General features: G+C 63.4%; 26 protein-coding genes. 14 read left to right on the forward strand and 12 right to left on the reverse strand.

The features are described from left to right. The first annotated feature begins 30 nt into the window (after positions 1-30). From JJB74_RS19760 to efp, 5 genes are all read left to right on the forward strand, one after another. Entirely contained in the window at positions 31-1,080 is a 1,050-nt protein-coding gene (locus JJB74_RS19760) for a methionine ABC transporter ATP-binding protein (protein WP_200594716.1), read from the forward strand. Further along, a complete protein-coding gene (locus tag JJB74_RS19765; RefSeq protein WP_200594718.1) occupies positions 1,070-1,723 on the forward strand; it encodes a methionine ABC transporter permease in 654 nt (217 codons plus the stop codon). Before JJB74_RS19760 ends, JJB74_RS19765 begins: the two co-directional genes overlap by 11 nt. Positions 1,724-1,744: 21 nt before the next feature. Further along, positions 1,745-2,539 carry a MetQ/NlpA family ABC transporter substrate-binding protein gene (locus JJB74_RS19770; RefSeq protein ID WP_200594720.1) on the forward strand — a complete coding sequence of 265 codons (795 nt, stop codon included), beginning with the start codon at positions 1,745-1,747 and terminating at the stop codon, positions 2,537-2,539. Positions 2,540-2,542: 3 nt separating this feature from the next. Then, the gene (gene earP / locus JJB74_RS19775) at positions 2,543-3,709 is read left to right on the forward strand and encodes an elongation factor P maturation arginine rhamnosyltransferase EarP (protein ID WP_200594722.1); all 1,167 of its coding nucleotides are present in this window, start codon (positions 2,543-2,545) and stop codon (positions 3,707-3,709) included. 171 nt (positions 3,710-3,880) lie between these two features. Next, a complete protein-coding gene (efp, locus tag JJB74_RS19780; protein WP_200594724.1) occupies positions 3,881-4,438 on the forward strand; it encodes an elongation factor P in 558 nt (185 codons plus the stop codon). Positions 4,439-4,533: 95 nt separating this feature from the next. On the opposite strand, the gene JJB74_RS19785 is transcribed toward efp, so the two are convergent. The 3 genes from JJB74_RS19785 to JJB74_RS19795 all read right to left on the reverse strand — a co-directional run bounded on the left by JJB74_RS19785 (position 4,534) and on the right by JJB74_RS19795 (position 7,718). Continuing rightward, positions 4,534-5,520, reverse strand: a complete 987-nt coding sequence (locus tag JJB74_RS19785; RefSeq protein WP_200594726.1) for a M48 family metallopeptidase — start codon at positions 5,518-5,520, stop codon at positions 4,534-4,536. A gap of 4 nt (positions 5,521-5,524) precedes the next feature. Further along, positions 5,525-6,595 (reverse strand): YjgN family protein, encoded by a 1,071-nt coding sequence (locus tag JJB74_RS19790; RefSeq protein WP_200594728.1) that lies wholly within the window; start codon positions 6,593-6,595, stop codon positions 5,525-5,527. An 82-nt stretch (positions 6,596-6,677) separates the two neighbouring features. Beyond that, entirely contained in the window at positions 6,678-7,718 is a 1,041-nt protein-coding gene (locus JJB74_RS19795; RefSeq protein WP_200594730.1) for an NADP-dependent oxidoreductase, read from the reverse strand. A 298-nt stretch (positions 7,719-8,016) separates the two neighbouring features. Here JJB74_RS19795 and JJB74_RS19800 point away from each other — a divergent pair, with 298 nt between their 5' ends. Together JJB74_RS19800 and purU are read left to right on the forward strand one after the other, a co-directional pair. Then, positions 8,017-8,571 carry a bactofilin family protein gene (locus JJB74_RS19800; protein ID WP_200594732.1) on the forward strand — a complete coding sequence of 185 codons (555 nt, stop codon included), beginning with the start codon at positions 8,017-8,019 and terminating at the stop codon, positions 8,569-8,571. Positions 8,572-8,730: 159 nt separating this feature from the next. After that, on the forward strand, positions 8,731-9,600 hold the full coding sequence (purU, locus tag JJB74_RS19805) for a formyltetrahydrofolate deformylase (protein WP_200594734.1): 870 nt from the start codon (positions 8,731-8,733) through the stop codon (positions 9,598-9,600). A 211-nt stretch (positions 9,601-9,811) separates the two neighbouring features. On the opposite strand, the gene JJB74_RS19810 is transcribed toward purU, so the two are convergent. From JJB74_RS19810 to yjgA, 3 genes are read right to left on the reverse strand one after another with little or no spacing between them, the layout of a single operon-like run. Next, positions 9,812-10,483: an alpha/beta hydrolase gene (locus tag JJB74_RS19810; protein WP_200594736.1), complete on the reverse strand. Its 672-nt coding sequence runs from the start codon at positions 10,481-10,483 to the stop codon at positions 9,812-9,814. 20 nt (positions 10,484-10,503) lie between these two features. Continuing rightward, the gene (gene mog / locus JJB74_RS19815) at positions 10,504-11,115 is read right to left on the reverse strand and encodes a molybdopterin adenylyltransferase (protein ID WP_200594738.1); all 612 of its coding nucleotides are present in this window, start codon (positions 11,113-11,115) and stop codon (positions 10,504-10,506) included. After that, positions 11,105-11,707 (reverse strand): ribosome biogenesis factor YjgA, encoded by a 603-nt coding sequence (yjgA, locus tag JJB74_RS19820; protein WP_200594740.1) that lies wholly within the window; start codon positions 11,705-11,707, stop codon positions 11,105-11,107. The genes mog and yjgA overlap by 11 nt, the downstream gene beginning before the upstream one ends. Positions 11,708-11,775: 68 nt before the next feature. Between yjgA and pmbA the strand changes: the two genes are divergently transcribed. Then, positions 11,776-13,140, forward strand: coding sequence for a metalloprotease PmbA (gene pmbA, locus JJB74_RS19825; RefSeq protein WP_200594742.1), 1,365 nt, complete (start codon positions 11,776-11,778; stop codon positions 13,138-13,140). Between the two features lie 83 nt (positions 13,141-13,223). Here the strand turns inward: pmbA and JJB74_RS19830 are convergent, their stop codons facing one another. The 6 genes from JJB74_RS19830 to argH form a co-directional block, all read right to left on the reverse strand. Further along, on the reverse strand, positions 13,224-13,937 hold the full coding sequence (locus JJB74_RS19830) for an ABC transporter ATP-binding protein (RefSeq protein WP_200594744.1): 714 nt from the start codon (positions 13,935-13,937) through the stop codon (positions 13,224-13,226). Continuing rightward, complete coding sequence (locus tag JJB74_RS19835; protein ID WP_200594746.1) at positions 13,934-14,695, reverse strand: ABC transporter ATP-binding protein; 762 nt, start codon at positions 14,693-14,695, stop codon at positions 13,934-13,936. Before JJB74_RS19835 ends, JJB74_RS19830 begins: the two co-directional genes overlap by 4 nt. Beyond that, on the reverse strand, positions 14,695-15,564 hold the full coding sequence (locus JJB74_RS19840) for a branched-chain amino acid ABC transporter permease (RefSeq protein WP_200594747.1): 870 nt from the start codon (positions 15,562-15,564) through the stop codon (positions 14,695-14,697). Before JJB74_RS19840 ends, JJB74_RS19835 begins: the two co-directional genes overlap by 1 nt. Before the next feature lie 3 nt (positions 15,565-15,567). After that, positions 15,568-16,449, reverse strand: a complete 882-nt coding sequence (locus tag JJB74_RS19845; protein WP_200594749.1) for a branched-chain amino acid ABC transporter permease — start codon at positions 16,447-16,449, stop codon at positions 15,568-15,570. Positions 16,450-16,525: 76 nt separating this feature from the next. Beyond that, positions 16,526-17,680, reverse strand: coding sequence for an ABC transporter substrate-binding protein (locus JJB74_RS19850; RefSeq protein WP_200594751.1), 1,155 nt, complete (start codon positions 17,678-17,680; stop codon positions 16,526-16,528). Positions 17,681-17,943: 263 nt separating this feature from the next. After that, entirely contained in the window at positions 17,944-19,338 is a 1,395-nt protein-coding gene (argH, locus tag JJB74_RS19855; protein ID WP_200594752.1) for an argininosuccinate lyase, read from the reverse strand. A 90-nt stretch (positions 19,339-19,428) separates the two neighbouring features. On the opposite strand from argH, the gene JJB74_RS19860 reads away from it, so the two are divergent. From JJB74_RS19860 to JJB74_RS19885, 6 genes are all read left to right on the forward strand, one after another. Then, a complete protein-coding gene (locus tag JJB74_RS19860) occupies positions 19,429-20,466 on the forward strand; it encodes a sensor histidine kinase (protein ID WP_234484358.1) in 1,038 nt (345 codons plus the stop codon). Further along, complete coding sequence (locus tag JJB74_RS19865) at positions 20,463-21,227, forward strand: LytR/AlgR family response regulator transcription factor (RefSeq protein ID WP_200594754.1); 765 nt, start codon at positions 20,463-20,465, stop codon at positions 21,225-21,227. The genes JJB74_RS19860 and JJB74_RS19865 overlap by 4 nt, the downstream gene beginning before the upstream one ends. Before the next feature lie 204 nt (positions 21,228-21,431). Further along, on the forward strand, positions 21,432-22,121 hold the full coding sequence (locus JJB74_RS19870; protein WP_200594756.1) for a paraquat-inducible protein A: 690 nt from the start codon (positions 21,432-21,434) through the stop codon (positions 22,119-22,121). Next, entirely contained in the window at positions 22,121-22,762 is a 642-nt protein-coding gene (locus JJB74_RS19875) for a paraquat-inducible protein A (protein ID WP_200594758.1), read from the forward strand. The genes JJB74_RS19870 and JJB74_RS19875 overlap by 1 nt, the downstream gene beginning before the upstream one ends. After that, positions 22,755-24,389, forward strand: coding sequence for a PqiB family protein (locus JJB74_RS19880; RefSeq protein ID WP_200594760.1), 1,635 nt, complete (start codon positions 22,755-22,757; stop codon positions 24,387-24,389). Before JJB74_RS19875 ends, JJB74_RS19880 begins: the two co-directional genes overlap by 8 nt. Next, on the forward strand, positions 24,386-25,000 hold the full coding sequence (locus tag JJB74_RS19885; RefSeq protein ID WP_200594762.1) for a PqiC family protein: 615 nt from the start codon (positions 24,386-24,388) through the stop codon (positions 24,998-25,000). The genes JJB74_RS19880 and JJB74_RS19885 overlap by 4 nt, the downstream gene beginning before the upstream one ends. Positions 25,001-25,062: the final 62 nt, after the last annotated feature.

The following is a 25,062-nucleotide window of genomic DNA, read 5'->3' on the forward strand; positions in this document are numbered from 1 at the left end:
CCGTCATGAAGCGGCCCGTCGTTTTCTCCCATGATCGAAATTCAATCGGTTTCTCAACGCTTCGCCGCCAGCCATGGCACGGTGGACGCGGTCCGGGATGTCAGCCTGTCGATCGCGCGCGGCGAGATCTTCGGCATCATCGGCAAGAGCGGCGCCGGCAAGAGCACCCTGGTGCGCACGCTGAATCTCCTGAATCGTCCCAGCGAGGGACGCATCGTCATCGACGGTCGCGACATGACCGCGCTGGCGCCAGCCGAACTGCGCGCCGCGCGCCGCGACATCGGCATGATCTTCCAGCATTTCAATCTGCTGTCTTCGCGCACCGTCGAAGACAACGTCGCCTTGCCGCTGGAGCTGGCCGGCGTGCCGCGCGAGGAAATCAAAAAGCGCGTGCCGCCGCTCCTGGAGCTGGTTGGCCTGTCGGATTACCGTCAGCGCTATCCGGCGCAGATCAGCGGTGGCCAGAAGCAGCGCGTGGGCATCGCGCGGGCGCTGGCGAATCAACCGAAGCTGCTGCTGTCGGACGAAGCGACATCGGCGCTCGATCCGGAAACCACGCGCTCGATACTCGAGCTGCTGCGCAGGATCAACCGCGAGCTGAATCTCACCATCGTATTGATCACGCATCAGATGGAAGTGATCAAGGCGGTGTGCGACCGGGTCGCGGTGATGGATGCGGGCAGGGTGATCGAGTCGGGCAATGTGCTCGATGTGTTCCGTGAGCCCAGGCATGAAGTCACGCGCGCCCTGATCGGCGATGTGATCGCGCAGGAATTGCCGCGCGGCTTGCTGGAGCGGCTGCGTGCGCGCCTGGCGCAAACGCAGGCCGGCGCCGGGCGCGACCATCTGTTCCGCTTTGCCTTCACCGGCGCTGGCGTGGATGAGCCGCTGCTGTCCGAGGCGGTGCGCCGCTTCGGCATCGACTTTTCGATCCTGCATGGGCAGATCGATGAAATCCAGGGCCAGGCCTTTGGTTCGCTGGCGGTGCTGGCTTCCGGCGAGGCGGCCGATGTTGGCCGCGCCACCGCGTTCTTCCGCGAGCGCGGCGTGACTATCGAGGAGCTCAACCATGTCCTCTGAAATGCTCGATCTGTTCCTGTCCGCGTTCTGGGAAACCCTGGTGATGGTCGGCATCTCGGGCGTGCTCGGCGCGGCCGTCGGCGTGCCGCTCGGCATCCTGCTGTATCTGACCGATGGGCGCGGCATCCTGCCCAGCCCCGGATTCAATCGCATTGCGGGACTGCTGGTGAATGCGGTGCGCTCGACGCCGTTCATCATCCTGCTGGTGGCGGTAATTCCATTCACGCGCTTGCTGGTCGGCTCGTCGATCGGCACCGCCGCCGCCGTCGTGCCACTGACCATCGCCGCCGCGCCCTTCGTCGCGCGCCTGGTCGAAGCCTCGCTGGCCGAAGTCGATCGCGGCCTGATCGAAGCCGCGCAGGCCATGGGCGCAACCACCTGGCAAATCGTCTGGAAGGTGCTGGTGCCGGAAGCGTTCCCGGGCATCGTCGCCGGACTCACGATCACCTTCGTCAGCCTGGTCGGCTATTCGGCCATGGCCGGCGCCATCGGCGGCGGCGGACTGGGCGACCTGGGCATACGCTACGGCTACCAGCGCTTTCTGCCGGAAGTCATGCTGCTGGTGGTGGTGATACTGATTGTGTTCGTGCAGCTCGTGCAGTCGCTCGGGGACCGTCTGGTCCGCAGGCTGCGTCATCGTTGATCAACAGAAGAGGGAGAAAACATGCATCGTCGTCATTTGCTCAAAGTTGCGGCCATCGCGGTTGCCGTGGCCTGCGCCGCGCCGGCGCTGGCGCAGGACAAGCCGATCAAGATCGGCGTGACCGCCGGGCCGCATGCGCAAATCATGGAAGTGGTGAAGAAGGTGACGGAGAAGGATGGATTGAAGCTGTCCATCGTCGAGTTTTCGGACTATGTCCAGCCGAACGCGGCGCTTGCTGCCGGTGACCTGGATGCGAACAGCTACCAGCATCTGCCTTACCTCGAGCAGCAGATCCGCGATCGCGGCTACAAGTTCAGCTCGGTGGCTACCACCATCACTTTCCCGATGGGCATCTATTCGAAGAAGATCAAGTCCATCAATGAATTGAAGGATGGCGCACGCTTTGGCGTGCCCAACGATCCAACCAATGGCGGCCGCGGCCTGCTGCTGTTGCAATCGAAGGGCATGATCAAGCTCAAGCCCGAAGCCGGCTTGAAGGCCACGCCGCTGGACATCACCAGCAATCCGAAGAAGCTGAAGATCGTCGAACTCGATGCGGCGCAATTGCCGCGCTCGCTGGATGACCTCGATGCTGCCGCAGTCAATGGCAACTATGCCGAAAGCGCCGGCCTGAATCCGCTGCGCGATGCGATTGCGATGGAAGATCCGAAAGGGCCGTATGCCAACGTGATCGCAGTACGTACCGCCGATCGCGACAAGCCCTGGGTGGCAACCCTGGTGAAGGCCTATCACAGCCCGGAAGTGAAGCAATTCATCCAGACTCAGTTCAAGAACTCGGTCGTGCCGTCCTGGTAAGTCATGGTTGAAGCCGTCGCCTCGCTCGATCTGTTCTGCAATGTCGTCGACAACTATGGCGACATCGGCGTGTGCTGGCGCCTGGCGCGACAGCTGGCCGACGAGCATGGCGTGGCGGTGCGGCTGTGGGTCGATGACATGAAGAGCTTCGCGCGCATCTGCGATGGCATTGATCCGGCGGCCGAAAGCCAGCAGGCGCAGCCGGTGACGGTACGCCGCTGGCACGCCGGCATGGCGTTGCCTGCGCCGGCGGAAGTGGCCGATGTGGTAATCGAAGCCTTTGGCTGCCGACTGCCGGATGCGTTGATCGCGGCGATGGCGGCGCGCCAGGTGCCGCCAGTGTGGATCAACCTGGAATACCTGAGCGCCGAAGACTGGGTCGAAGGTTGCCATCGTCTGCCGTCGCCGCATCCGATGCTGCCGCTGACAAAGCATTTCTTCTTTCCGGGTTTTACCGAAAACACTGGCGGCTTGCTGCGCGAGCGAGATCTCGATGCGCGACGCACCGCGTTCGAAGCAAATGCCGAAAGCATGCGCAGCTCGCTCGCCGAACTCGGGGTGAGTCCGGAACCGGATGAAACCCTGATCTCGCTGTTCTGCTACCCGCATGCGCCGGTGGTGCCATTGCTGGATGCGCTGCGCGACGATGCCGCGCGCAGCCTGCTGCTCGTTCCCGAAGGCGTGGCCAGCGATGCGATACGCGCGTGGGCCGGCGCGCTTCCCGAACGCGGCGTGCCGCTGCGGTTCGGCAACCTGCGGCTGCAGACCATCCCCTTTACCGATCAGCCCGGTTATGACCGCCTGCTGTGGAGCTGCGCACTGAACTTCGTTCGCGGCGAGGACAGTGTGTTGCGCGCGCAATGGGCACAGCGGCCTCTGGTGTGGCACATCTATCCGCAGGAAGAAGGCGCACACTTGGTGAAGCTCGATGCTTTCCTTGCGCGTTACTGCGCCGGCATGCCGGCCGATCTGGCCGCCACGGTGAAGAGCGCCTGGCACGCCTGGAACGGCGACGGCGACTGGCGCGCCGCCTGGCCGGCGTACCGAAAAGCCCTGCCGGCGCTGCGCGCGCATGCGAGCGCGTGGAGCGCAGGGCTTGCGGCACATGGCGACTTGGCGGGCAAGCTGCTGGGCTTCGCGGCGCAGGTGCGCACGCGTCACAAGGCTTGAGGCGCGGCCGAGCAGCCGCAAAGCAACAGATCAGAATGGATTTCGGGTAGAATTGCGGGCTTTGTATTCGCGCGCAGCGGCGTTGTTTCCCCGGCCGCCACGCGACCTGCCGGCAAGTGTCCTGTTGCGCAGAGTATCTTTCCCACGTTTTTCAAAATCCTTTTATTACCTATGAAAACCGCACAAGAAGTCCGCGTCGGCAATGTCGTCATGGTCAACAATCAGCCGATGGTCGTGCTGAAAGCCGAATTCACCAAGTCTGGCCGCAACTCTTCCGTCGTGAAGATGAAGATGAAGAACCTGCTGACCACCGGCGGTCAGGAATCCGTATTCCGCGCCGATGACAAGTTCGACGTCGTCACCCTCGAGCGCAAGGACGCCACTTATTCCTACTTCGCCGATCCGCTGTATGTGTTCATGGACGCCGACTACAACCAGTACGAAGTCGAAGCCGAGAACATGGGCGACGCGATCAACTACCTCGAAGACGGCATGGCGGTTGAAGTCGTGTTCTACGACGGCAAGGCGATCTCCGTCGAACTACCGACTTCGGTCGTGCGCGAAGTGACCTACACCGAGCCGGCCGTGAAGGGTGACACCTCGGGCAAGGTGCTCAAGCCGGCGAAAATCGCCACCGGTTTTGAAGTCCCGGTGCCGCTGTTCGTGGAACAGGGCGACAAGATCGAGATCGACACCCGCACCGGCGAATACCGCAGCCGCGCGAAGTAATACCCCAGCGGTTTCGGCCGCAGGTTGCAGAAAGGGCATTGCAGTTCAGGCTGCAATGCCCTTCGTCTTTGGCGCATCGGGAATCGGGATGGGTATCAGTCCGGGCTGCCGCGCAGGCGCGCGATGCGCTCCGGCGTCGGCGGATGCGTCGCCAGCCACGGCGGCGGCTCCTTCCGTCCGGCGGACAGCTTTTCCAGCGCATCGGCGAGCTTCGATGACGCTAGGCCATTGGAGCGCAGCAGCATGGCGGCTTCGTCATCGGCTTCGCGCTCGACATCCCGGCTGTAGCGTGTATCCAGCATCATCGCAGGCAGCGCGGCGAACAGGCCGGAGGCATCGCCGAATAAGGCTGTCATCGCGGCGCCGGTAGCGCTGTCGTGCACCAGGCGGCGCATCAGGTGACGCCTTCGCAGGTGTCCTGCCTCGTGCGCCAGCACCGCCATCAGCGCATCGTCATCATCCTTAAGCAATTGCGCGAGTTCATCGGTAAGAACGATGCGCGCGCCCGGTAGTGCCAATGCGTTCGGACCGATGCGGCTGGCGCGAAACAGCAGCGCCGGTGGCGCGACCGTGTCATCGGGGAGCATGCGCAGGAAGCGTTCATGAATCGCTTCCTGCCGCTCGGCCGGCAGCTTGGACGGCCGCATCAGGCGATCGTCGAGAAACGCCAGCATGCGCTCCCCCAGCGACTGTTCCACCGCCGGCGGAATGGCCGCTGCTGCCGCCGCGGTTAGCGGCGGCAGCAGATAACGCCAACCGACAGCGAGCAGCAATACGAGCGCCAGCGTTGCCAGTAGCGCTGCGCGCCAGCTTTGCTGCAGTCGCGCCACGATGCCGTCGACATGGCCGGTGTCGCTCAGCAGCGTGGCAAAGGCCGCGGCATCGTCGACTTCCAGATAAGCGCCGTCGGGGAAGGTAACCATGCTCGCGCCATGGCGGGTGGCCTCCGAGACGCGCAGTTGCGCCAGGGGACAACGGCGCTCGGCGTCGCCCTGAATACGAGCGATTTCATCCTCGACATGCAGCGTGACGCGGTGCCGGCGCGAGCTCTTGCCGTCGAAATAGCTTGCAGCGATCGTCATGGCCTTACAGCGAAAGGTCGAAGTCGAGCAGGTCGGCCATGCCTTCGCCGGTGGCCGAAGCGCTGGCTTGCGCATCGGCAAGGAAACCGTCGAGATCGCCGTCGGGCAGCAGGGCCATGGATTCCACGCGGTACTTCAGCATGCGCACCTTGGCGAACGGAATGAACATGCCGAGCGTGACGATGATGCCGAGCAGATTGGTCACGCCAATCCAGGCCATGCGCGTCCATGCCAGGCGGCAGACGAAGCGGTGCGCATCAAGGCGGGTATGGTTCCAGACCAGGTTCTCGATCATCGCAGTGAAGACTGGGGCAAGGGCGACAAAGCAGGCGTAGAGGATAAGGAACATTGGGAACACATACCTGAGGAAGTTCGCGCTCGACGCGTTGGAATGCGGTATGGCGCTTGCCATGAAGCTGGCAATCAGCAGGCCCATGCCCAGGAACAGCACAAGCGCCATCGCGCCGACGACCAGGTACGCGCGGTAGAAGCCGCCGACGCCAGCATTGAAGGAGAACTGGCTTGCGCCGAAGCGACTCTCGCTGTGCTGGAACCGCTTGATGCGCTGATGCGCCAGCGGCGCCAGCAGGTAGGCCGTCATCATCGCGAGCGCCGGCCACAGCAGATAGGCGACATAAGCGCCGCCGGCACTGCCGCGAAAGCCAAAACGTATGCCGCGATAGCTGGAGTTGTAGAGCCGGAACTGCAGGCTCTTCCACAGCAGCCAGGGCATCGCCGCCGCGATCAGCAGGAACAGCACCCCGGCCACGAGCGGATAAGCCTGACCGGTAAAGTGATAGGAGCCGAGCAGCGTCGCTGCGATCAATCGTCCCTTCAATATTGATATCGGATTGCCGTGGTAATCGAAGCTGGCGCCGGCAACCCGCGTATTGCCATAGAAGTAGCGGTTGCGCCTGACCTTGGCCCAGGCGGAATAAATGCCCAGGGTCAGCATGGTGAGCAGACTGTTGACGGCCCAGATGCGGAAGTACTCGCTTCCGCTGCCGGTGAAATGAAAGGCTTCCTCGCGCTTGGCCGGCGCGGCGCCGGCCTCGTGATGCATCGTGATATCCATTGCACTCCCTGTCTTGTTATTGGAACGAAGCGCCGGCTATGCTTTGGCAGGCGCCCGGGAATGTCAACCGATATTGCAAATGTTAGGCGGTGGCCGGCTCCGGGGCGACCTGCAGCACCAGCTTGCCGAAATTCTTCCCTTCGAACAGCATGTTCAGCGCTTCGGGAAACTTGTCCAGGCCCTGCACGATATCCTCGCGGCTTCTGAAGCTGCCTTCACGCATCCACTTGGCCATCTCGGCAACCGCCTCCGGATAGCGCGCCGCGTAGTCGAACACCACGATGCCTTCCATGCGCGCCCGGTTCACCAGCAGCGACAGATAGTTGGACGGCCCTTTCACCGGCGTGGTGTTGTTGTACTGCGAGATGGCGCCGCAGATGATGATGCGGGCTTTCATGTTGATGCGGGTGAGCACGGCATCGAGGATGTCGCCGCCGACGTTGTCGAAGTAGACATCCACGCCATCCGGGCAATGCGCCTTCAGGCCGTCCTTGACCGAGCCGCTCTTGTAATCGATGCAGGCATCGAAGCCGAGCTCCTCGACCACGAAGCGGCATTTGTCCTGGCCGCCGGCGATGCCGACGACGCGGCAGCCGCGATGCTTGGCCACCTGGCCCACGGTTTGGCCAACCGCGCCGGCAGCGCCGGAAACCACGACGGTTTCGCCGGCCTTCGGCATGCCGACCTCGAGCAAGCCGAAGTAAGCCGTCATGCCGGGCATGCCGAGCGCATTCAGGAATTTCGGCAGCGGCGCCATCTTCGGATCGACCTTGAACAAGCCCGCTTCGCGGTTGTCGGCCGCGCCGATCCAGTATTGCTGTACGCCGATCGCGCCCGACACCACGTCGCCAACCGCAAAGCGCGGCGACTTCGAGGCGATGACTTCGCCGATGCCGCCAGCGCGCATTACTTCGCCGATGCCTACCGGGCGGATGTAGGACTTGCCTTCATTCATCCATCCGCGCATTGCCGGATCGAGCGACAGATAGATGGTCCGGACGACGATTTCACCATCGCTCGGTTCGCGCACCGGCTCGGTGGTCTGATTCCAGTCACTCGCCTTGGGCATGCCCATCGGACGCGCGGCAAGACGGAATTGATGATTGACGGTTGGTTCGGTCATGGAAGTCTCCTGTTTGTTATCAGGTTGAAGTGGCAGCCACTATAACTGAATCTGGAACGACCGTGCTTTTTTAGCAAGGCGCCGAAATCGTCGGAACTTTATCGGCATATGCCGGCCAAAGCCAGATTCGCTCAATGACTTTGCGGTTCATCAACCGTATGGACCTGCCAGGCGAATGCTGTTGTCGAAATATGGAGCCGCGCGGCGGCTACGGGAGCGGCAGCAGCGGCGAACGTCAGGGAACGTTCCGACCCAAACCCATTTCAAGTTCTAGTTACAGTCTTATCCAGGAGATTCCATGCTTCGTTCCGAAACGCTATTTGGCAAGCGCGAGCCGGCTTCCGGCAATACCACTCCCAATTCGCCTATGAATGCGTCCAGCGCCCAGCCTAGCGTCGCCAAGCCGGGTGGCCCGGCTCCGGTCGGCATGCCGCCGTCCGCCACACCGGCCACTGCGCCCGGACAATCCGTATCCGACACCCCGGAAGTCAGCGGCGGCAGCAAGCTGATCGTTGGCCAGAAAATCAAGCTCAAGGGCGAAATCGCCGATTGCGACACCCTGGTAGTCGAGGGACAGGTCGAGGCCACGATGGAATCGCGCGTGATCCAGATCGCCGAAAGCGGCACCTTCAAGGGCTCGGTCCAGGTTGAAGTCGCCGAAATCAACGGTACCTTCGACGGCGACCTCACCGCGCGTCAGAAGCTGGTGATTCATTCCACCGGCAAGGTCACCGGCACGATCCGCTTCGGCAAGATCGTCATCGAAGAGGGCGGCCAGCTTTCGGGCGATGTGCAGGTCGGCCTCGACGGCGCCAACCGCAACAATCTGTCGGTGGCAAAAGCCGCAGTCTGATCGCGCGGTCCATCCGACCTCGCATCGACATCCAACGCCGGCGTTCCGCAAGGGACGCCGGCGTTTTCACGTGTGGTCGCGCCGGGCGTGAGAGAATAGCGCCCTTTGCAACGGGGCAAAACGCTCCGTTTTGCCCCTCCGAATTCGACCAGCAAGAACATGACGCACCCGGAATACATCCTGACCCTTTCCTGCCTGGACCAGCGCGGCATCGTGCATCGCGTCTCGGGCTTTCTCGCCGAGCATGGCTGCAACATCATCGACTCCGCGCAGTTCGGCGATGCGCAATCCGAACTGTTCTTCATGCGCGTGCATTTCGCGTCGGAGGACACGGCAGTGACAGAAGCGGCGCTGCGTACGGATTTCGCGGCGCTGGCCGATGGAATGCGCATGAACTGGCAATTGCATGACGCGTTGAAGAAGCCGCGCGTGATCATCATGGTCTCGAAGATCGGCCATTGCCTGAACGATCTGCTGTTCCGCTACAAGAGCGGCCTCTTGCCGGTGGAGATTTCGGCGATCGTCTCGAACCATACCGATTTCTATCAGCTCTCGGCGAGCTACAACATCCCGTTCCATCATCTGCCGCTGGCCGCCAGCGCCTCCAGCGATGCCAAGCGCGCGCAGGAGGAGAGGGTGCTGGAAATCGTGCGTGAGCATGACATCGACCTGGTAGTGCTGGCGCGCTACATGCAGATCCTGTCGCCGCAGATGTGCGAAGCGCTCAAGGGCCGCGCGATCAATATTCATCATTCCTTTCTGCCGAGCTTCAAGGGCGCCAAGCCGTACTATCAGGCGCATGAACGCGGCGTGAAGCTCATCGGCGCGACCGCGCACTTCGTTACCAGCGACCTCGATGAAGGCCCGATCATTGAGCAGGATGTCGAGCGCGTCGACCATGCGATGGGGCCGGAAGGATTGACGGCGATCGGCCGCGATGTGGAATGCGTGGTGCTCGCGCGAGCGGTGAAATGGTTCGTCGAGCACAGGATCTTGCTCAACGGGCACAAGACGGTGGTGTTTCGGTAGGAACGCTGTTTTCGCGGGCGGGGTGCGCTCATTCTGCGCGCGGCCGTATTTGTGTAGGTTGGGCTGACAAGCCCAACATCGGGCGTACGCAGACCGCTGGCATGTTGGGCTTCTTTCGGTAGATTGGTCTGCCAAGCCCAACGTGAGGCCTGCGCCTGTGCGGACTGCCGTTGGGCTTCCTTCGTCAGCCCAACCTACGCCTATCAACGCTTCAATCCTTCAGCACCCGCTTGAACCATGCGCTGATGTCGTCCACCTCTTCCTGGCATACCGAGTGCGGCATCATGTACTCGTGCCATTCGACTTCATAACCGAGCGATACCAGCAGATCGCGCGAAGCCTCGGCGCGCGCTACGGGAATCACATTGTCGGCGCGGCCATGGGCCATGAAGATCGGCGTCGCATGATTGGCCGCATGGCGCTCGGCCGCGATCACGCCGGCCAGCGGCACATAGCCGGACAGGCACAGCAGACCAGCCAGCTTTTCCGAATGGCGCAAGCCGGTCTGCAGCGTCATCGCGCAGCCCTGCGAGAAGCCGGCCAGCACGATGCGGTTCGACGGCACGCCGCGCGCGCGTTCCACCGCGATCAGGGATTCCACCAGCGCCTGCGAAGCGCGCAAGCCCTTTTCATCCTCGCGCTTGACCAATTCGGTGCCGAGAATGTCATACCAGGCGCGCATCACATAGCCGTTGTTGATCGTCACCGGCATCGTCGGCGCATGCGGAAAGATGAAGCGTATCGCCGGCAGGCCGGCGAGATCGAGCTCGCGCACGATGGGCACGAAATCATTGCCATCAGCGCCCAGGCCATGCAGCCAGATCACGGAAGCGGTGGGATTCGGTGCGGTATCGATTTGTACGGCGGGAAGGGTAGCGGTCATGTTGGATCGTTGTCGTGGGTTCAGGCGGACTTGGGGCGGATGGCGGACTTCGGCCGGAAGACCTTGCACACCGCTTCATCGGTCTCGATATAGGGACCGCCGATCAGGTCGATGCAATAAGGCACTGCAGCGAAGATGCCGGGCACGACAGGCTTGCCATCCGCATCCTTCAGGCCTTCCAGGGTCTCGCGTATCGATTTCGGCTGGCCGGGCAGATTGATGATCAGGGCCGCATGGCCTTCGGTTTCACGGATCACCGCGACCTGGCGCGACAGGATCGCGGTCGGCACGAAATGCAGGCTGATCTGGCGCATCTGTTCGCCAAAGCCCGGCATTTCCTTGGTCGCCACGGCAAGCGTGGCTTCGGGCGTCACATCGCGCCGGGCCGGGCCGGTGCCGCCGGTGGTGACGATGAGGTCGCATTGCTTCTCATCCGTCAGCTCGATCAGCGCGGCTTCAATCGCTTCGCGCTCATCGGCGACGAGCCGGGTTTCGGTTTCGAACTCGCTTGTCAGCGCCGACTTCAACCATTCCTGCAGCGCCGGGATGCCCTGGTCCTGGTAGACGCCGCTTGATGCGCGGTCGGAAATCGACACCAGGCCAATGCGGGCGCGATCGGCATCATTCTTCATCGGGAGACTCCTCGTCTTCGGACTCGGCGGCCGCGCTGGCTGCGGCCTTCGCGCTCGCCTGGAATCCCTTCAGGATCTGGAAGATTTCGCGATAGGCTTTCGGCGGCTTGTTTTCGGCCTGCTCGCGGCGGGCATTGCGGATCAGCGTGCGCATGTGCTGCACATCGAGTTCGGGATGCTGCGCGCGCAACTCGGTCAGCGCGCCATCGTCGGCCAGCAGCCGCTCGCGGTGGCGCTCCAGCGCATGCATCGCCGCGGTCTCGGCGCGTGACGGCGCCTTCCAGCTGTCGATGGTCTTGCGGATGATGTCGACTTCTTCCTCGGTCAGCGAGCGCATCTTCTTGCCGACGTATTGCAACTGGCGGCGCCTGCCTTCGTGATCCTTGATGCCCTGGCATTCGAGGATGGCGTCACGCACATCTTCGGGCATGGGCACGCGCTTGACGCGTTCGCGTGGTTCTGCGATGAGTTCCGCGCCGAGAACCTGCAGCGCAGTCATTTCCCGCTTGCGCTGGGATTTGGAGGGGCGGTCGTATTCCTGGTCGAATTCATTGGACTGGAATCCGGTCGAACCCCGGTTGGAATTAGGCATGATGGAGCAACGGCTTTCATTGAACGGCTGCTATGATAACCGCTTTACACCTTCCCCGAAAAAGCCCCATGAACGATTCCCCGTTTGTCTACAGCCAGGATCAATTGCGGCAGCTTGCCCAGGACGTGTTGCGCTTCGCGAAGGAAAAGGGCGCGTCGGATGCCGTGGTGGAAATCAGCGAAGGCAACGGTCTGTCGGTATCGGTGCGGCGCGGCAATGTCGAGACCATCGAACAGAACCGCGACAAGGGAATCGGCGTGACGGTGTATCTCGGCGAACGCGGCGCGGTGCGGCGCGGCCATGCTAGCACCTCGGATTTTTCGGAACGTTCTCTGCGCGACACGGTGACCGCGGCCTACGACATCGCGCGCTTCACCGCCGAAGACGATTGCGCCGGCCTGCCGGATGAAGACGTCATCGAGCGTGATCCGAAGGACTTGCAGCTGTTCTACCCGTGGTCGATCTCGGCTGAAGAAGCCATCGCGATCGCGCTGCGCGCTGAGAATGCCGCTTTCGCGGTGGACAAGCGCATCAGCAATTCCGAGGGCGCCGGCGTGCATGCGCAGCAATCGCATTTCGTCGCGGCCAATACCCGCGGCTTCATCGGCGGCTACCCGTATTCCCGGCACACGATCTCGGCCGTGCCCATCGCCGGCCGCGGCGCCGGCATGCAGCGCGACGACTGGTATTCCTCATCACGCAATCCGGCGAGGTTGGCCGAGCCCGAAGCAATAGGCCGCTATGCCGCCGAGCGCGCGTTGGCGCGGCTTAATGCCAGGAAGCTCGATACCCGCAAATGCCCGGTGCTGTTCGAAGCGCCGCTGGCTGCGGGCCTGCTGGGCGCCTTCGTGCAGGCGGTGTCGGGCGGCGCGCTGTATCGCAAGTCGACGTTTCTGCTCGACAGCCTCGGCAAGCAGGTGTTCGGCGACCATGTGCAGATCAAGGAAGACCCGCACGTGATCGGCGCGGTCGGATCTTCGCCCTTCGACGAGGAAGGCGTGAGGACGGTTGCGCGCGACGTGGTGCGCGATGGCGTGGTGCAGGGCTATTTCCTGTCTTCGTATTCAGCGCGCAAGCTCGGCATGAAGACCACCGGCAATGCCGGCGGCTCGCATAACCTGTCCATGACCTCGACGCGCACCGAGGCAGGCGACGATTTCGCGGCGATGCTGAGGAAGATGGGTACCGGCCTGCTGGTGACCGAGCTGATGGGGCAGGGCGTGAACTACGTGACCGGCGATTATTCGCGCGGCGCATCGGGTTACTGGGTCGAGGGCGGCGTGATCCAGTATCCGGTGGAAGAGATCACGATCGCCGGCAACATGAAGACCATGTTCGAGGGGATCGTGGCGATCGGCGCGGATACTCTGATCCGCGGGACCAAGCAGGTAGGGTCGGTGCTCATCGAGAGCATGACGATTGCGGGCAATTAGGCATTCATGCGTAGGGTGGGCGCAGCCCACGCGGTTCTTCGATCCACGCGTGGGCTGCGCCCACCCTACGGGGAAAGAAGGCCTCAACCTCCCAGATACGCCTCCACCACCTTCGGATCATCCAGCAGCGCTTGCCCGCTGTCAGCCAGCACGATCTTCCCTGTCTCGAGCACATAGCCGCGCTGCGCGATGCGCAGCGCCTGCCGCACGTTCTGCTCGACCAGCAGGATGGTCAGGCCGGTGCGGTTGATTTCCTGCAGCGTACGGAAAATCCCCTGCACGATGATCGGCGCCAAGCCCATCGACGGCTCGTCCAGCAGCAGCACGCGCGGCTTGGCCATCAGCGCGCGGCCGATTGCCAGCATCTGCTGCTCGCCGCCGGACAGATTGCCCGCCAGGCCATTGGCCCGGCTCTTCAGCACCGGGAACAGCGAATACACCCATTCCAGGTCACGCGCCACGCCGCTCTTGTCGCGCCGCGCATAGCTGCCCAGCTCAAGGTTTTCGGCGATGGTCAGGGTCGTCAAAATCGCGCGACCCTCGGCGACCTGCACCACGCCGCGCTCGACGATGCGGTGTGGCGACAGCCGGGTGAGGTCCTCGCCGTCGAAGACGACGCTGCCGCGCTTGGGCTTCAGCAAGCCCGAGATCGCCAGCAGCGAGGTGCTCTTGCCTGCGCCGTTGGCGCCGACCAGCGCGGTGATCTCGCCTTCATTGAGCGTCAGGTCGATGCCCTTGACCGCGTCGATATGGCCATAGGAGACGGCCAGATCGGAAATGCTCAGTATCGGTTTCATGCCGGCTCTTCCTGGCCGAGATAGGCCTCGATGACTTGCGGATTGTTCTTGATCTCGTCGGGCACGCCTTCGGCGATGATGCGGCCGAAGTTCAGCACCGCGATGCGCTCGCACAAGCCCATCACGAAGCGCATGTCGTGCTCGATCATGAACACGCTGTAGCCGCGGTTCTTGATGTTGACGATCTCGGTCATCAGCTCGGTCTTTTCCGAGGAATTCATGCCGGCCACCGGTTCATCCAGCAGCAGGAGCTTGGGCTCGGTCGCCAGCGCGCGCGCCAGCTCGAGCTTGCGCTGCTCGCCGTACGACAGGCTGTCGGCGAGCATGCCGGCCTTGTGATCCAGCCGCACCCACGACAGCAATTCCAGCGCCCGGTCGCGCGCGCGCTTCTCGCTGTCGCGAAAGCCAGCGAGGTTGAACAGGATGCCAGGCAGGCTGTAGCGCAGATGCTCATGCATGCCGACCACCACGTTTTCCAGCAGCGTCATTTCCTTGAACACGCGGATGTTCTGGAAGGTGCGCGCGATGCCGAGCTGGGTGATGCGGTGCGGCGCGACCTGTGTCAGGTCCTGGCCGTTGAAGCGGATGCCGCCGCCGGTGGGGCGCAACAGGCCGGTGATCAGGTTGAACACCGTGGTCTTGCCGGCGCCGTTCGGACCGATCAGGCCATAGATGCCGCCTTCGGGCACGTTGAAGCTCACGTCCTGCAGCACATGCAGGCCGCCGAAGCTTTTACTGACTTGCGAAAATTCCAGCATTACGCCGCTCCTCCGATTTTCTGGCGGCGGAAATAGCCGCGGATGCGGCGCGGATCCCAGATGCCCTTGGGCAGATACAGGATCACCAGCACCAGGATCAGGCCGTTGGCCGCAAGCCGGAAGTCGCGGAACTGGCGCAGCACTTCGGGCAGCAGCGTCAGGATGGTCGCACCCAGCGTCGGGCCGATCAGGTTGCTGGTGCCGCCGAAGACTGCCATCGTCAGGATGTCCACCGCATTCTCGAAGGCATAGTTGCCCGGTCCGATGGTGAAGGTGTAGTGCGCATTCAGACCGCCAGCCAGGCCGGCGATGGCCGCGCCCAGCGTGAAGGCCAGCAGCTTGTAGCCGGCCACGTTCACGCCCATCAGGCGCGCTGCGATCTCATCTTCCTTGATCGCTTCAAAGGCGCGCCCGATCTTGGAACGGCGCAGCCGCGCCAGCAGGAACATCGTCGCCGCGAGCAGCAGCGCGATATGCCAGAACTCGGTCTTCTGCGGAATGCCATTCAGGCCCATCGGGCCGCCGGTGATTTCCATGTTCAGCACGATGACGCGCACCACCTCGCCAAAGCCGAGCGTGGCCATGGCCAGGTACACGCCGGACAGGCGCAGCACCGGAATGCCGATGATGATCGCCACCAGCGCCGGCAACACCGTGCCCGCGGCCAGTGCGACCGGAAAGGCCAGCTCGGTATTCATGCTGATCATCGCGGCCGCATACGCGCCTATGCCCATGAAGGCGGCATTGGCCAGCGACAGCAAGCCGCAGGACAGTGTCAGATAAATGGAAAGCGCCAGCATCGCGTTCACGCCGATGCCGTACACCACCGCGTTGTATGTGGACCAGAATCCGTCCCACCATTCGGCCATGATTTAAGCCTTTCTTTCAAGGACCTTGCCGAACATGCCCGAGGGCCGCACCAGCAGGATCAAAAACAGCAAGCCGAAGGCGACCGCATCGCGCAGGTCGCTCGATACATAGGCCACGCTCAGCACTTCAGCGAAGCCGAGGAAGAGTCCGCCGATCATGGCGCCGCGTATGTCGCCCATGCCACCAAGGATGATGACGGCAATGCCTTTATGCAGCATCGGCTGGCCCATGAACGGCGAGATGGCATTGAACGACAGCCCGACCAGCACGCCGGCCGCACCGCCAAACGCCGCCGCGGCGAAGGAGGTGAGGTAGAACAGGCCCTCGACATTGATGCCCAGCAGATAGGCCGCCTTGGGCGACTCCGCGATCGCGCGCAGCGCGCGGCCGAGCTGGGTGCGGCGCATCACCACCAGCAGCAGGATCATCAGCAGGAAGGAAATGACGACGATGCCGACCTGCAGCGCGGTGATGTGCAGATTGCCCCAGCCGAAGCTTTCCTCGGGAATGATGCCAACCGGGAAGCGCTTGTTCTCGGCGCCGAAGATGCCCTGCGCAACGTTGGTCAGCATGATGGCCACGCCGATGGTCGCGATCATCGGCGACAGATGCGGCGCATTGCGTGCGCGCAGCGGGCGCAGCACCAGGTAATCGACGATGAGGCCGATAAAGCCGGTGACCAGCATCGCCGCGATCAGCGCCGCCCATAGCGGCAGCGCCAGCTTGTCGACGAACAGCAGCGCGGCGTAGCTGCCGAGCATGAAGATCGCGCCGTGAGACAGGTTGATCACGCCGAGCACGCCGAAGACCAGCGTGAAGCCGAGCGCGAACAGCGCGTAGACGCTGCCCAGTGACAGCGCATTGATGAGTTGTTGTTCCAGCATGGTGGCCGTGAAAAGTGTTTGAGGCATTTCCGGGCATACCCCGGAAATGCCTCATCGTTGCCTTGCCTGTTTTCGCTTACTTCAGGATGACGAACTTGCCGCCCTTGGCGATGTTGACGATCGCTTCCTGGTCGGCATCAAAGCCGGCCGGCTTGCCATCCTTCGCGGCGGCCTGGCGGAAGCGGAACTTGCCGGTGGCGCCGTCGATGCTGACCTTGGGCAGCGCGTCGCGCAGCGCCTGGCGGTCCTTGGCCAGGTCGCCGGAGAGCTTCACGTTCTTGAGCGCGTCGGCGACGATGTACATCGCGTCATAGGCTTGCGCGGCGAACTGGTCCGGGTCGGCATTGAACTTCGCATGGTAGGCGGACATGAAGGCCTTGTTTGCCGGTGCGGTGTTTTCCGGCGACCACGGGCTGCCCATCACGGTGTTGTCGCCGGCGTCCTTGGCGATCTCGAACAGCTTCGGCGAGTTCAGGCCGTTGCCGCCGATGAAGGGCTGTTTCATGCCCAGCGCGCGGGTCTGCAGGATGATGTTCGCGGCTTCTTCGGCCAGGCACGAGCAGACGATCGCATCCGGATTCGTGGCCTTGATCTTGGTCAGCTGCGCCTTGAAGTCGACGTCGCCCTTGGCATAGGTCTCGGTGTCGGTGACCGGGATCTTCTGCTGTTCGAGCGTGGTCTTGAACACGTCGTAGCCGTTCTTGGTGAAGGCATCGTCATTGCCGTAGATGACGGCGACCTTCTTCAGGCCGAAATGCTTGACCGCCGCCTTGACCGTGACCGGCAGCACGTCGGCTTCCATCACGGAATTGCGGAAGGTCCAGGGACCCATGTTGGTGATGCCTTCGGCGGTGTTGCTGGTGCCAAATGCGACGACTTTCGCGGCGTTGGCGATCGGGTCGGCGGCGAAGGCGGAGTTCGACAGCGTCGGGCCGAAGACCAGCAGCACCTTGTCCTGGAAGATCAATTTCTTGAAGACGTTGATCGCTTCTTCCTTCTTGCCCTGCTCATCTTCCATGACGAGCGCGATCTTGTTGCCGTTGACGCCGCCCTTGGCATTGATTTCGTCGGCGGCCAGTGTGAAGCCGTTCTTGATCGCGATGCCGTACTTGGCGGCGGGGCCGGTCAGCGCTTCGGCGGCGCCGAGCTTGATGTCGGCGGCGAAGGCAGAAGAAGCAAAGCCGGCCGCGATCAGCAGCGGCAGGGTTTTCAGCAGATGGCGGGTTTGCATGGGGTCTCCTCGGGTCGGTACGCGCACATGCGCATGGCGCGCTTCAAACGGTTTGTCTTGCAACTTGTCGTGGTTCTGGTTGCCGCGGGCGTTTTCTTGTGATCGGCGCCCTTATGTTCGCGGGGCGGACAGTCAAGACAGTCCGCCCCGTTCGGCAAGCTCAAAAGGCTTGCAAGTATAAGTGAAAATGTTTCCAAAATTCCAGCATCGCGCAGCATTTTTGACTTATCTTGCCGCGCCGATGTTGCAATTCGGGAGTCTGCTCAGGCCAGGCGAGCCCGCGCTTCGGCGATCGCCCGACGCACCTGGTTCGGCGCAGTACCGCCGACGTGGTCGCGCGCCGCCACCGAGCCTTCCAGCGTCAGCACGGCGAACACTTCCTCGCCGATCAGCGGCGAAAAGCCGCGCAGTTCGTCCAGCGACAAATCGGTCAGGTCACAGCCGCGCAGTTCGCAGGCGCGCACCGCGTGCGCTACCGCTTCATGCGCATCGCGGAAGGGCAGGCCTTTCTTGACCAGGTAGTCGGCCAGGTCGGTCGCGGTCGCATAGCCCTGCAGCGCCGCTGCGCGCATCGCTTCCGGACGCACAGTGATGCCGCGCGCCATGTCGGCGAAGATGCGCAGCGTGTCGATGACGGTGTCGGCGGCGTCGAACAGCGGTTCCTTGTCTTCCTGGTTGTCCTTGTTGTAGGCCAGCGGCTGGCCTTTCATCAGGGTCAGCAGCGCGATCAGGTGGCCGTTGACGCGACCGGTCTTGCCGCGCGCGAGCTCAGGCACGTCCGGGTTTTTCTTCTGCGGCATGATCGACGAGCCGGTGCAGAAGCGGTCGGCGATGTCGATGAAGCCCACGCGCGGGCTCATCCAGATCACCAGTTCTTCGGACATGCGCGACACATGCGTCATCACCAGCGCCGCGGCAGCGCAGAACTCGATGGCGAAATCGCGGTCCGAAACAGCGTCCAGCGAATTGCGGCACACCTCTTCGAAGCCGAGCAGCGCGGCGACCTTTTCACGGTCGATCGGGAAGGTGGTGCCGGCCAGCGCGGCCGCGCCCAGCGGCAGGCGGTTCACGCGGCGGCGGCAGTCGGTCATGCGCTCGGCGTCGCGCCGGAACATTTCCACATAGGCCAGCATGTGGTGACCGAAGGTCACCGGCTGCGCCACCTGCATGTGGGTGAAGCCGGGGAGGATGGTGTCGGCATTCGCGTCGGCCAGATCGACCAGCGCCAGTTGCAGGTCGCGAAGCAGGCCAAGAATGTCATCGATCGCGTTGCGCAGCCACAGCCGGATATCGGTGGCGACCTGGTCATTGCGCGAACGGCCGGTGTGCAGCCGCTTGCCGGCATCGCCGACCAGTTCGGTCAGGCGCTTCTCAATGTTCAGGTGCACGTCTTCCAGGTCCAGCAGCCACTCGAAGCTGCCGGCGGCGATTTCGGCGCGGATCTGCGCCATGCCGCGCCCGATGTCGGCCAGATCGCCGCTGCTGATGATGCCTTGGTCGGCGAGCATCTGCGCATGGGCCAGCGAGCCCTGGATATCGAATTCGGCCAGGCGTTTGTCGAAGAACACCGAGGCGGTGTAACGTTTGACGAGGTCGGAAACCGGCTCGGAAAAGCGCGCCGACCAAGCCTCACTTTTTTTGGAAAGTTGTGCTGTCATAGAATTGTGTCCCGAAGAGTCCCGGGATTATAAGACATGCGCCTTGCCCGGCCCGCCAAGTACCTAGCCAGCAAAGGAATACCTAAGTTCATGCCCGCATCCGCTCCGGCCGTCGCGCCGGCCGTCGTCCTGCCCGATTGCTGCAGCATCGGCGTCGTGCTGCGCACCTTGCTGACGGTCAACATTACCGTGTTGCTGGCGGTTTTCGCGCAGGCGCCGAGTGTGGGCGCGGCGGTGCTGTCCTTCATTGAAGCGGCGATGCTGCTGGAGATTGCCAGCCTGTCTTCACTGCTGGTACTGTGCGCCGCGCGCCGGCTGCTGTGCCTGTTCGCGCCCTGGGTGCAGCGTCTGGCTTGCGTCTTGATACCGGCGGCAGTAACCGCACTTTTAATACAGTTCTTCGCCACGCTTGACCTGGTGCAAGTCGATCCTGCCGGCCTCAACATGCTGCAGGGCGTGCTGACCGCGGCAGCGCTCGGTTACCTGCTGCAGCATTATTTCGAACTGCGCACCCGGGCATTCTCGCCAGCGCTGGCCGAAGCCCGCCTGCAGGCGCTGCAGGCACGCATCCGGCCGCATTTTCTGTTCAACAGTCTGAATGCGGTACTGTCGCTGATACGCAGCGCGCCGCGACAGGCGGAAGCGACGCTGGAAGACTTGGCGGAATTGTTCCGCGTGCTGCTGCGCGATGCGCGCGACCTGACGACCTTGGCCGAGGAATTGAAACTTTGCGAGCAATATCTTTCGATCGAAAAAATCCGCCTTGGCGATCGGCTGCAGGTGGAGTGGGAGCTGACCAACCTGAGCGAAGAAGTGATGCAGACCGCGCAGATTCCGGCGCTGCTGTTGCAGCCGCTGCTGGAGAACGCGGTGCACCATGGCGTCGAGCCGGCCAGAAAGCCGATGCTGGTGCAGGTTCATCTCGGCCGCTGGGGCGACCGGCTGGAGATTTCGATCATCAATCCGCATCATCCCGACCGTAGTTCGGCCGGCAATCATATGGCGCTGGACAACATCCGCGAGCGGCTGTCGCTGCTTTACGATGTCGAGGCGCAACTGGTAACCACGATTGCGCGCGGCTTTTTCGAAGTCCGCCTGCGCTTTCCGTACGTAAAGGAAGTTGGATGACACCACGCATTTTCATAGTCGACGACGAAGAGCATGCGCGCGCCCGGCTGGCCATGCTGCTGTCGGACATCGCGTCCGAATGTCCGAATGAACTGGTCGGGCAGGCCAGCGACGCCGCCGAGGCGCTGCAGGGCATCGTCGACGCCAGACCCGACATCCTGCTGCTGGACATCCAGATGCCCGGCATGAACGGGCTGGAACTGGCCGAGCGGCTTGCGCAGGAAGGCGCCGGCATGCCGGCGGTGATCTTCGTCAGCGCCCACGACGACTATGCGCTCAACGCCTTTGATGTTCATGCGCTCGATTACCTGGTCAAGCCGGTGCGCGCGGCTCGGCTGCAGCAGGCGATACAGCGGGTGGTAGCGCTGCGCGAACGCACCGCGCCGCAGCAGGTGTCGACGCCGCGACGCGAACATTTCACCGTGCACGAGCGCGATCGGCTGCTGCTGGTGCCGGTGTCCGATGTGCTGTATCTGAAAGCCGAGCTGAAATATGTGACGCTGCGCACCCGCACCCGCGATTACCTGATCGAGGATTCGCTGCTGTCGATCGAGGAAGAGCTCGACGATGTGTTCGTGCGCGTGCATCGCAATACGCTGGTAGCGAAGCGGGCGATTGCGGGCGTGGAGCGCGGCGTGATCGGCGGCGATGCCGACGGCGAGAAGACGCAGGAAGGCTGGCAGGTGATCGTCAAGGATATCAACGAAAGGCTGCCGATCTCGCGCCGGCAGTGGCCAGGGGTGAAGGCGCTGGTCAAGTGAGCGCACGCTGCAGGCCTGCAGCAGCGTGCAATACGCAGCGCCCACGCGGCGCGACAAAATTGCGCAGGCTCAACGGCAATTTGCTTCGCCCGGCCAACTTTCAGGCGGCTTGCGTGCAAATAAGCGGCTTTGGGCGTCTTGCATGATCATGGTGTTATGCTTTCGGCCATTCCGGGCTGCAAGGGTCCGAAGCCGCATCCGACAGTGAATACATCCACCGACCATCTTCATCCTCATGCGAGCGCGACGCCCATCGCCGAACCTGCCGAGTCGGCTGGGCGCCTGATCGCCTGCCGCGACTGCGATCTGCTGCAGCAGGAAGTCAGGCTCGCGCGGCATGCCGATGCGCATTGCGTGCGTTGCGGCGCGCGGCTGTATCGCGGCACGCGTACCGGGCTGACCACGATGCTGTCGCTGATGGCCGGCTGTGCCGTGCTGATGGTGGTGGCCAACCTGTTTCCGATTGCACTGATTGAAGTGCAGGGCGCCTGGTCGCAGACCACGCTGGCGGGCGCTTCGCTGGCCTTGTGGCAGAACGGCCGGCCGCTCGTTGCCATTGCGGTTGGCGCAACCACCATCGCGTTGCCGGCGTTGGAAGTCGCGCTGCTGCTGTATCTGCTGATACCGCTGCGTCTGAAGCGCGTGCCGCCGGGATTGCCGATGGCATTTCGCCTGGTGCTGCTGGTGCACCCGTGGAGCATGATGGAAATCTTCCTGCTCGGCGTGCTGGTCACGCTGGTCAAGCTCGGCGACCTGGCCACCGTGGTGCCCGGCGCATCGCTCTGGGCGTTCTGCGGCTTGATCGTGCTGTTCACCATGGCCGCGTCCAGTTTCAGCGTGCGCGACTTCTGGCGCTGGGCGGATTCCGCCGGCGCCGACTGGGAGGGCGACTGATGGCTTCCGCCGCTTCCCGCGGTCTGGCTTCCTGCCATGTCTGCGGCCTCCTGAGCCACCTGCATGCGCATCATGAAGCCTCGGCCTGCCCACGCTGCCGCGCGCGCCTGCATTTGCGCAAGCCCGGCAGCATCGTGCGCACCTGGTTCCTGCTGATCCTGGCGGCGGTGCTGTACATCCCGGCCAACATGCTGCCGATCCTGGAAAGTCATTCGCTGCTGGAAAACCAGTCCAGCACCATCCTGGCCGGCATCATCCTCTTCTGGAAGGGCGGCTCCTGGTTCGTTGCCGCGCTGATTTTCATCGCCAGCATCGTGGTGCCCATGACCAAGCTGATCGCGCTGGCGCTGCTGCTGATCACGGTGCAGCGGCGCTCGCGCTGGGCGCCGCAGCAGCGTACCCAGCTTTACCGGATGGTGGACTTCATCGGGCGCTGGTCGATGCTCGATATCTTCGTGGTCGCGCTGACGGTGGCCCTGGTGCAGGTCGGCGCGCTGGCATCGATCAAGCCGGGCGCCGGATCGCTGGCCTTCGGCGCGGTGGTGATCATCACCATGCTGGCCGCGCACACCTTCGATCCGCGCCTGATCTGGGATGCCGCCGACTATCAACAACAGGAACAAGAGGAGGAACATGGCTGACGGTCTGCCGCCCGAACCCAACGACATCCCGCGCGCCGTGCCCGTGCCGAAGCGGCCCTGGGCGCTTTCCATCGTCTGGATCATTCCGCTTGTTGCGGTCGTGCTCGGCGGCTGGGTGGTAGCGCACTTCCTGCTGCAGCGCGGGCCGACCATCACCATCGAATTCCGCAATGCCGAAGGCCTCGAGGCCAACAAGACCAAGGTGCGCTACAAGGATGTCGACATCGGCACCGTGAAGGAAATCGAGCTCGCACGCGACCGCAGCCATGTGCTGGTGACTGCGGAAATGGTGCGCCAGGCCGACGGCCTGCTGGTCGACGACACCAAGTTCTGGGTGGTGCGGCCACGGGTGACATTGAACAGCATCTCCGGCCTGGGCACGCTGCTTTCCGGCGCCTACATCGGCGTGGATGCGGGCAAGTCGGAAACCGAGAAGCGCGAGTTCAAGGGGCTGGAAAGCCCGCCGCCGATTCCTTCCGATGTGCCGGGCCGGCGCTTTGTGCTGCATGCGGAAGACATCGGTTCGCTCTACGTCGGCGCGCCGGTCTATTACCGGCGTGTGGAAGTCGGCAGCATCACCGCTTACAAGCTCGACGACGACGGCAAGGGCGTGACCCTGGAAGTGTTCGTCAATGCGCCGAACGATCGCTTCGTCACCACCAATGCGCGCTTCTGGCATGCGAGCGGCATCGATGTATCGGTCGAAGGCGCGGGCGTGAAGGTCAATACCGAATCGCTGACCTCGATCATCGTCGGCGGCATTTCCTTCCAGTCGCCTCCCGAAGCCGCGCCTGGAGAAAGTGCGCCGGCCAATGCCGAGTTCGAACTGTACTCGAACAAGACTGCCGCCTTGAAGCGCACCGGCCAGGAGGTGCATACCTATCTGCTGTACTTCAAGGAATCGCTGCGCGGCCTGACGCCGGGGGCGCAGGTCGACTTCCATGGCATACCGCTGGGCGAGGTGCGCACGGTCAGTTTTGAATACGATCGCGAAGCGAAGACCCTGCTGTTCCCGGTGCAGATCGACATTTATCCGGAGCGGCTGCGTTCGCGCTACCGGCCCGGCGCGCCGCAGATGTCGGCGATGGAGCGCGATCCGAAGGTGCTGCTAAACCGCATGGTGGCGCGCGGGCTGCGGGCGCAGCTCAAGAGCGGCAACCTGCTGACCGGCCAGCTGTATGTCGCGCTCGACTTCTTCCCCGATGCGCCCAAGGCCACGATCGACTGGAACAAGACGCCGCCGGTGCTGCCCACCGTGTCCGGCCCGTTCGAGGACCTGCAGCAAACCATAGGCAGCATCGTCAAGCGGCTGGACAAGGTGCCGCTCGACGTCATCGGCCAGGATGCGTCGCGCGCGCTGAAGTCGCTGAACACGACACTGCAGAGCGCCAACAAGCTCGTGGCGCAGCTTGACGCGAACGTGGTGCCGGAAATGCGCGGCACGCTGCAGGAAGCGAAGAAGGCGCTGGGCAGCGCGCAGCAGACGCTGTCGTCGGACTCGCCGGTACAGGAGAATCTGCAGGGTACGCTGACCGAAGTCAGCCGGGCTGCGCGCTCGCTGCAGGAGCTGGCCGACTATCTCAGTCGGCATCCGGAAGCACTGATACGTGGCAAGAGGGGCGAATGAAAGGCGTGAATGAATCGAAGGGCCGCGCGCTGCGCGCGGTCGCGGCGGCAGTTGCGGGCGTGCTGAGCGCCGCGCTCATCGCTGGCTGCGGCACGCCGGGACCGGACCATTTCTACACACTGGCGCCGCCGGCGCTGGCGAGCGCGGCGCCAGCCGCTGCCGCGCGCTACACGGTTTCGGTGGGGCCGGTGAAGCTGCCGCAATCGGTGGATCGGCCGCAGCTGGTGCTGCGCGAGAGCGGCAGCCAGGTGAAGATTCTCGAGCAGCACCGCTGGGCCGGGCCGCTGCCGGAGGAAATCGCTCGGTCGCTTGCAGCCAGCCTGGCGCGTCAGTTGCCGGATGCGCGCATCACCACGGGCGGCAACAGTGTGCCGCGCGCCGGCGAAATGAGTGTGCGATTGGATATCGAACGCTTTGAAGCTTCGCGGGACAACGGCGTGACGGTGCAGGGCGTATGGACGCTGCGCCAGGAAGGCGTTGATCCCGTCAGCCGGCAGTTCACCGCGAGTGAGACCGCAGGCGATGGCAGCTACGACGCTATCGTGGCTGCCTACAGTCGCGCGCTGGCCGCAGTTGGCGAAGCGGTCAGCGCCGAAATCCGGAAGCGCTGAGGCCGCGGTTGGCGCCGCAGATGGTGGCGCCTGGAAGGGCGCCGCCGCTGCAAGTTGCGCCG

The sequence above is a fragment of the Noviherbaspirillum pedocola genome (assembly GCF_016632335.1).
Classification (GTDB): domain Bacteria; phylum Pseudomonadota; class Gammaproteobacteria; order Burkholderiales; family Burkholderiaceae_D; genus Noviherbaspirillum_A; species Noviherbaspirillum_A pedocola.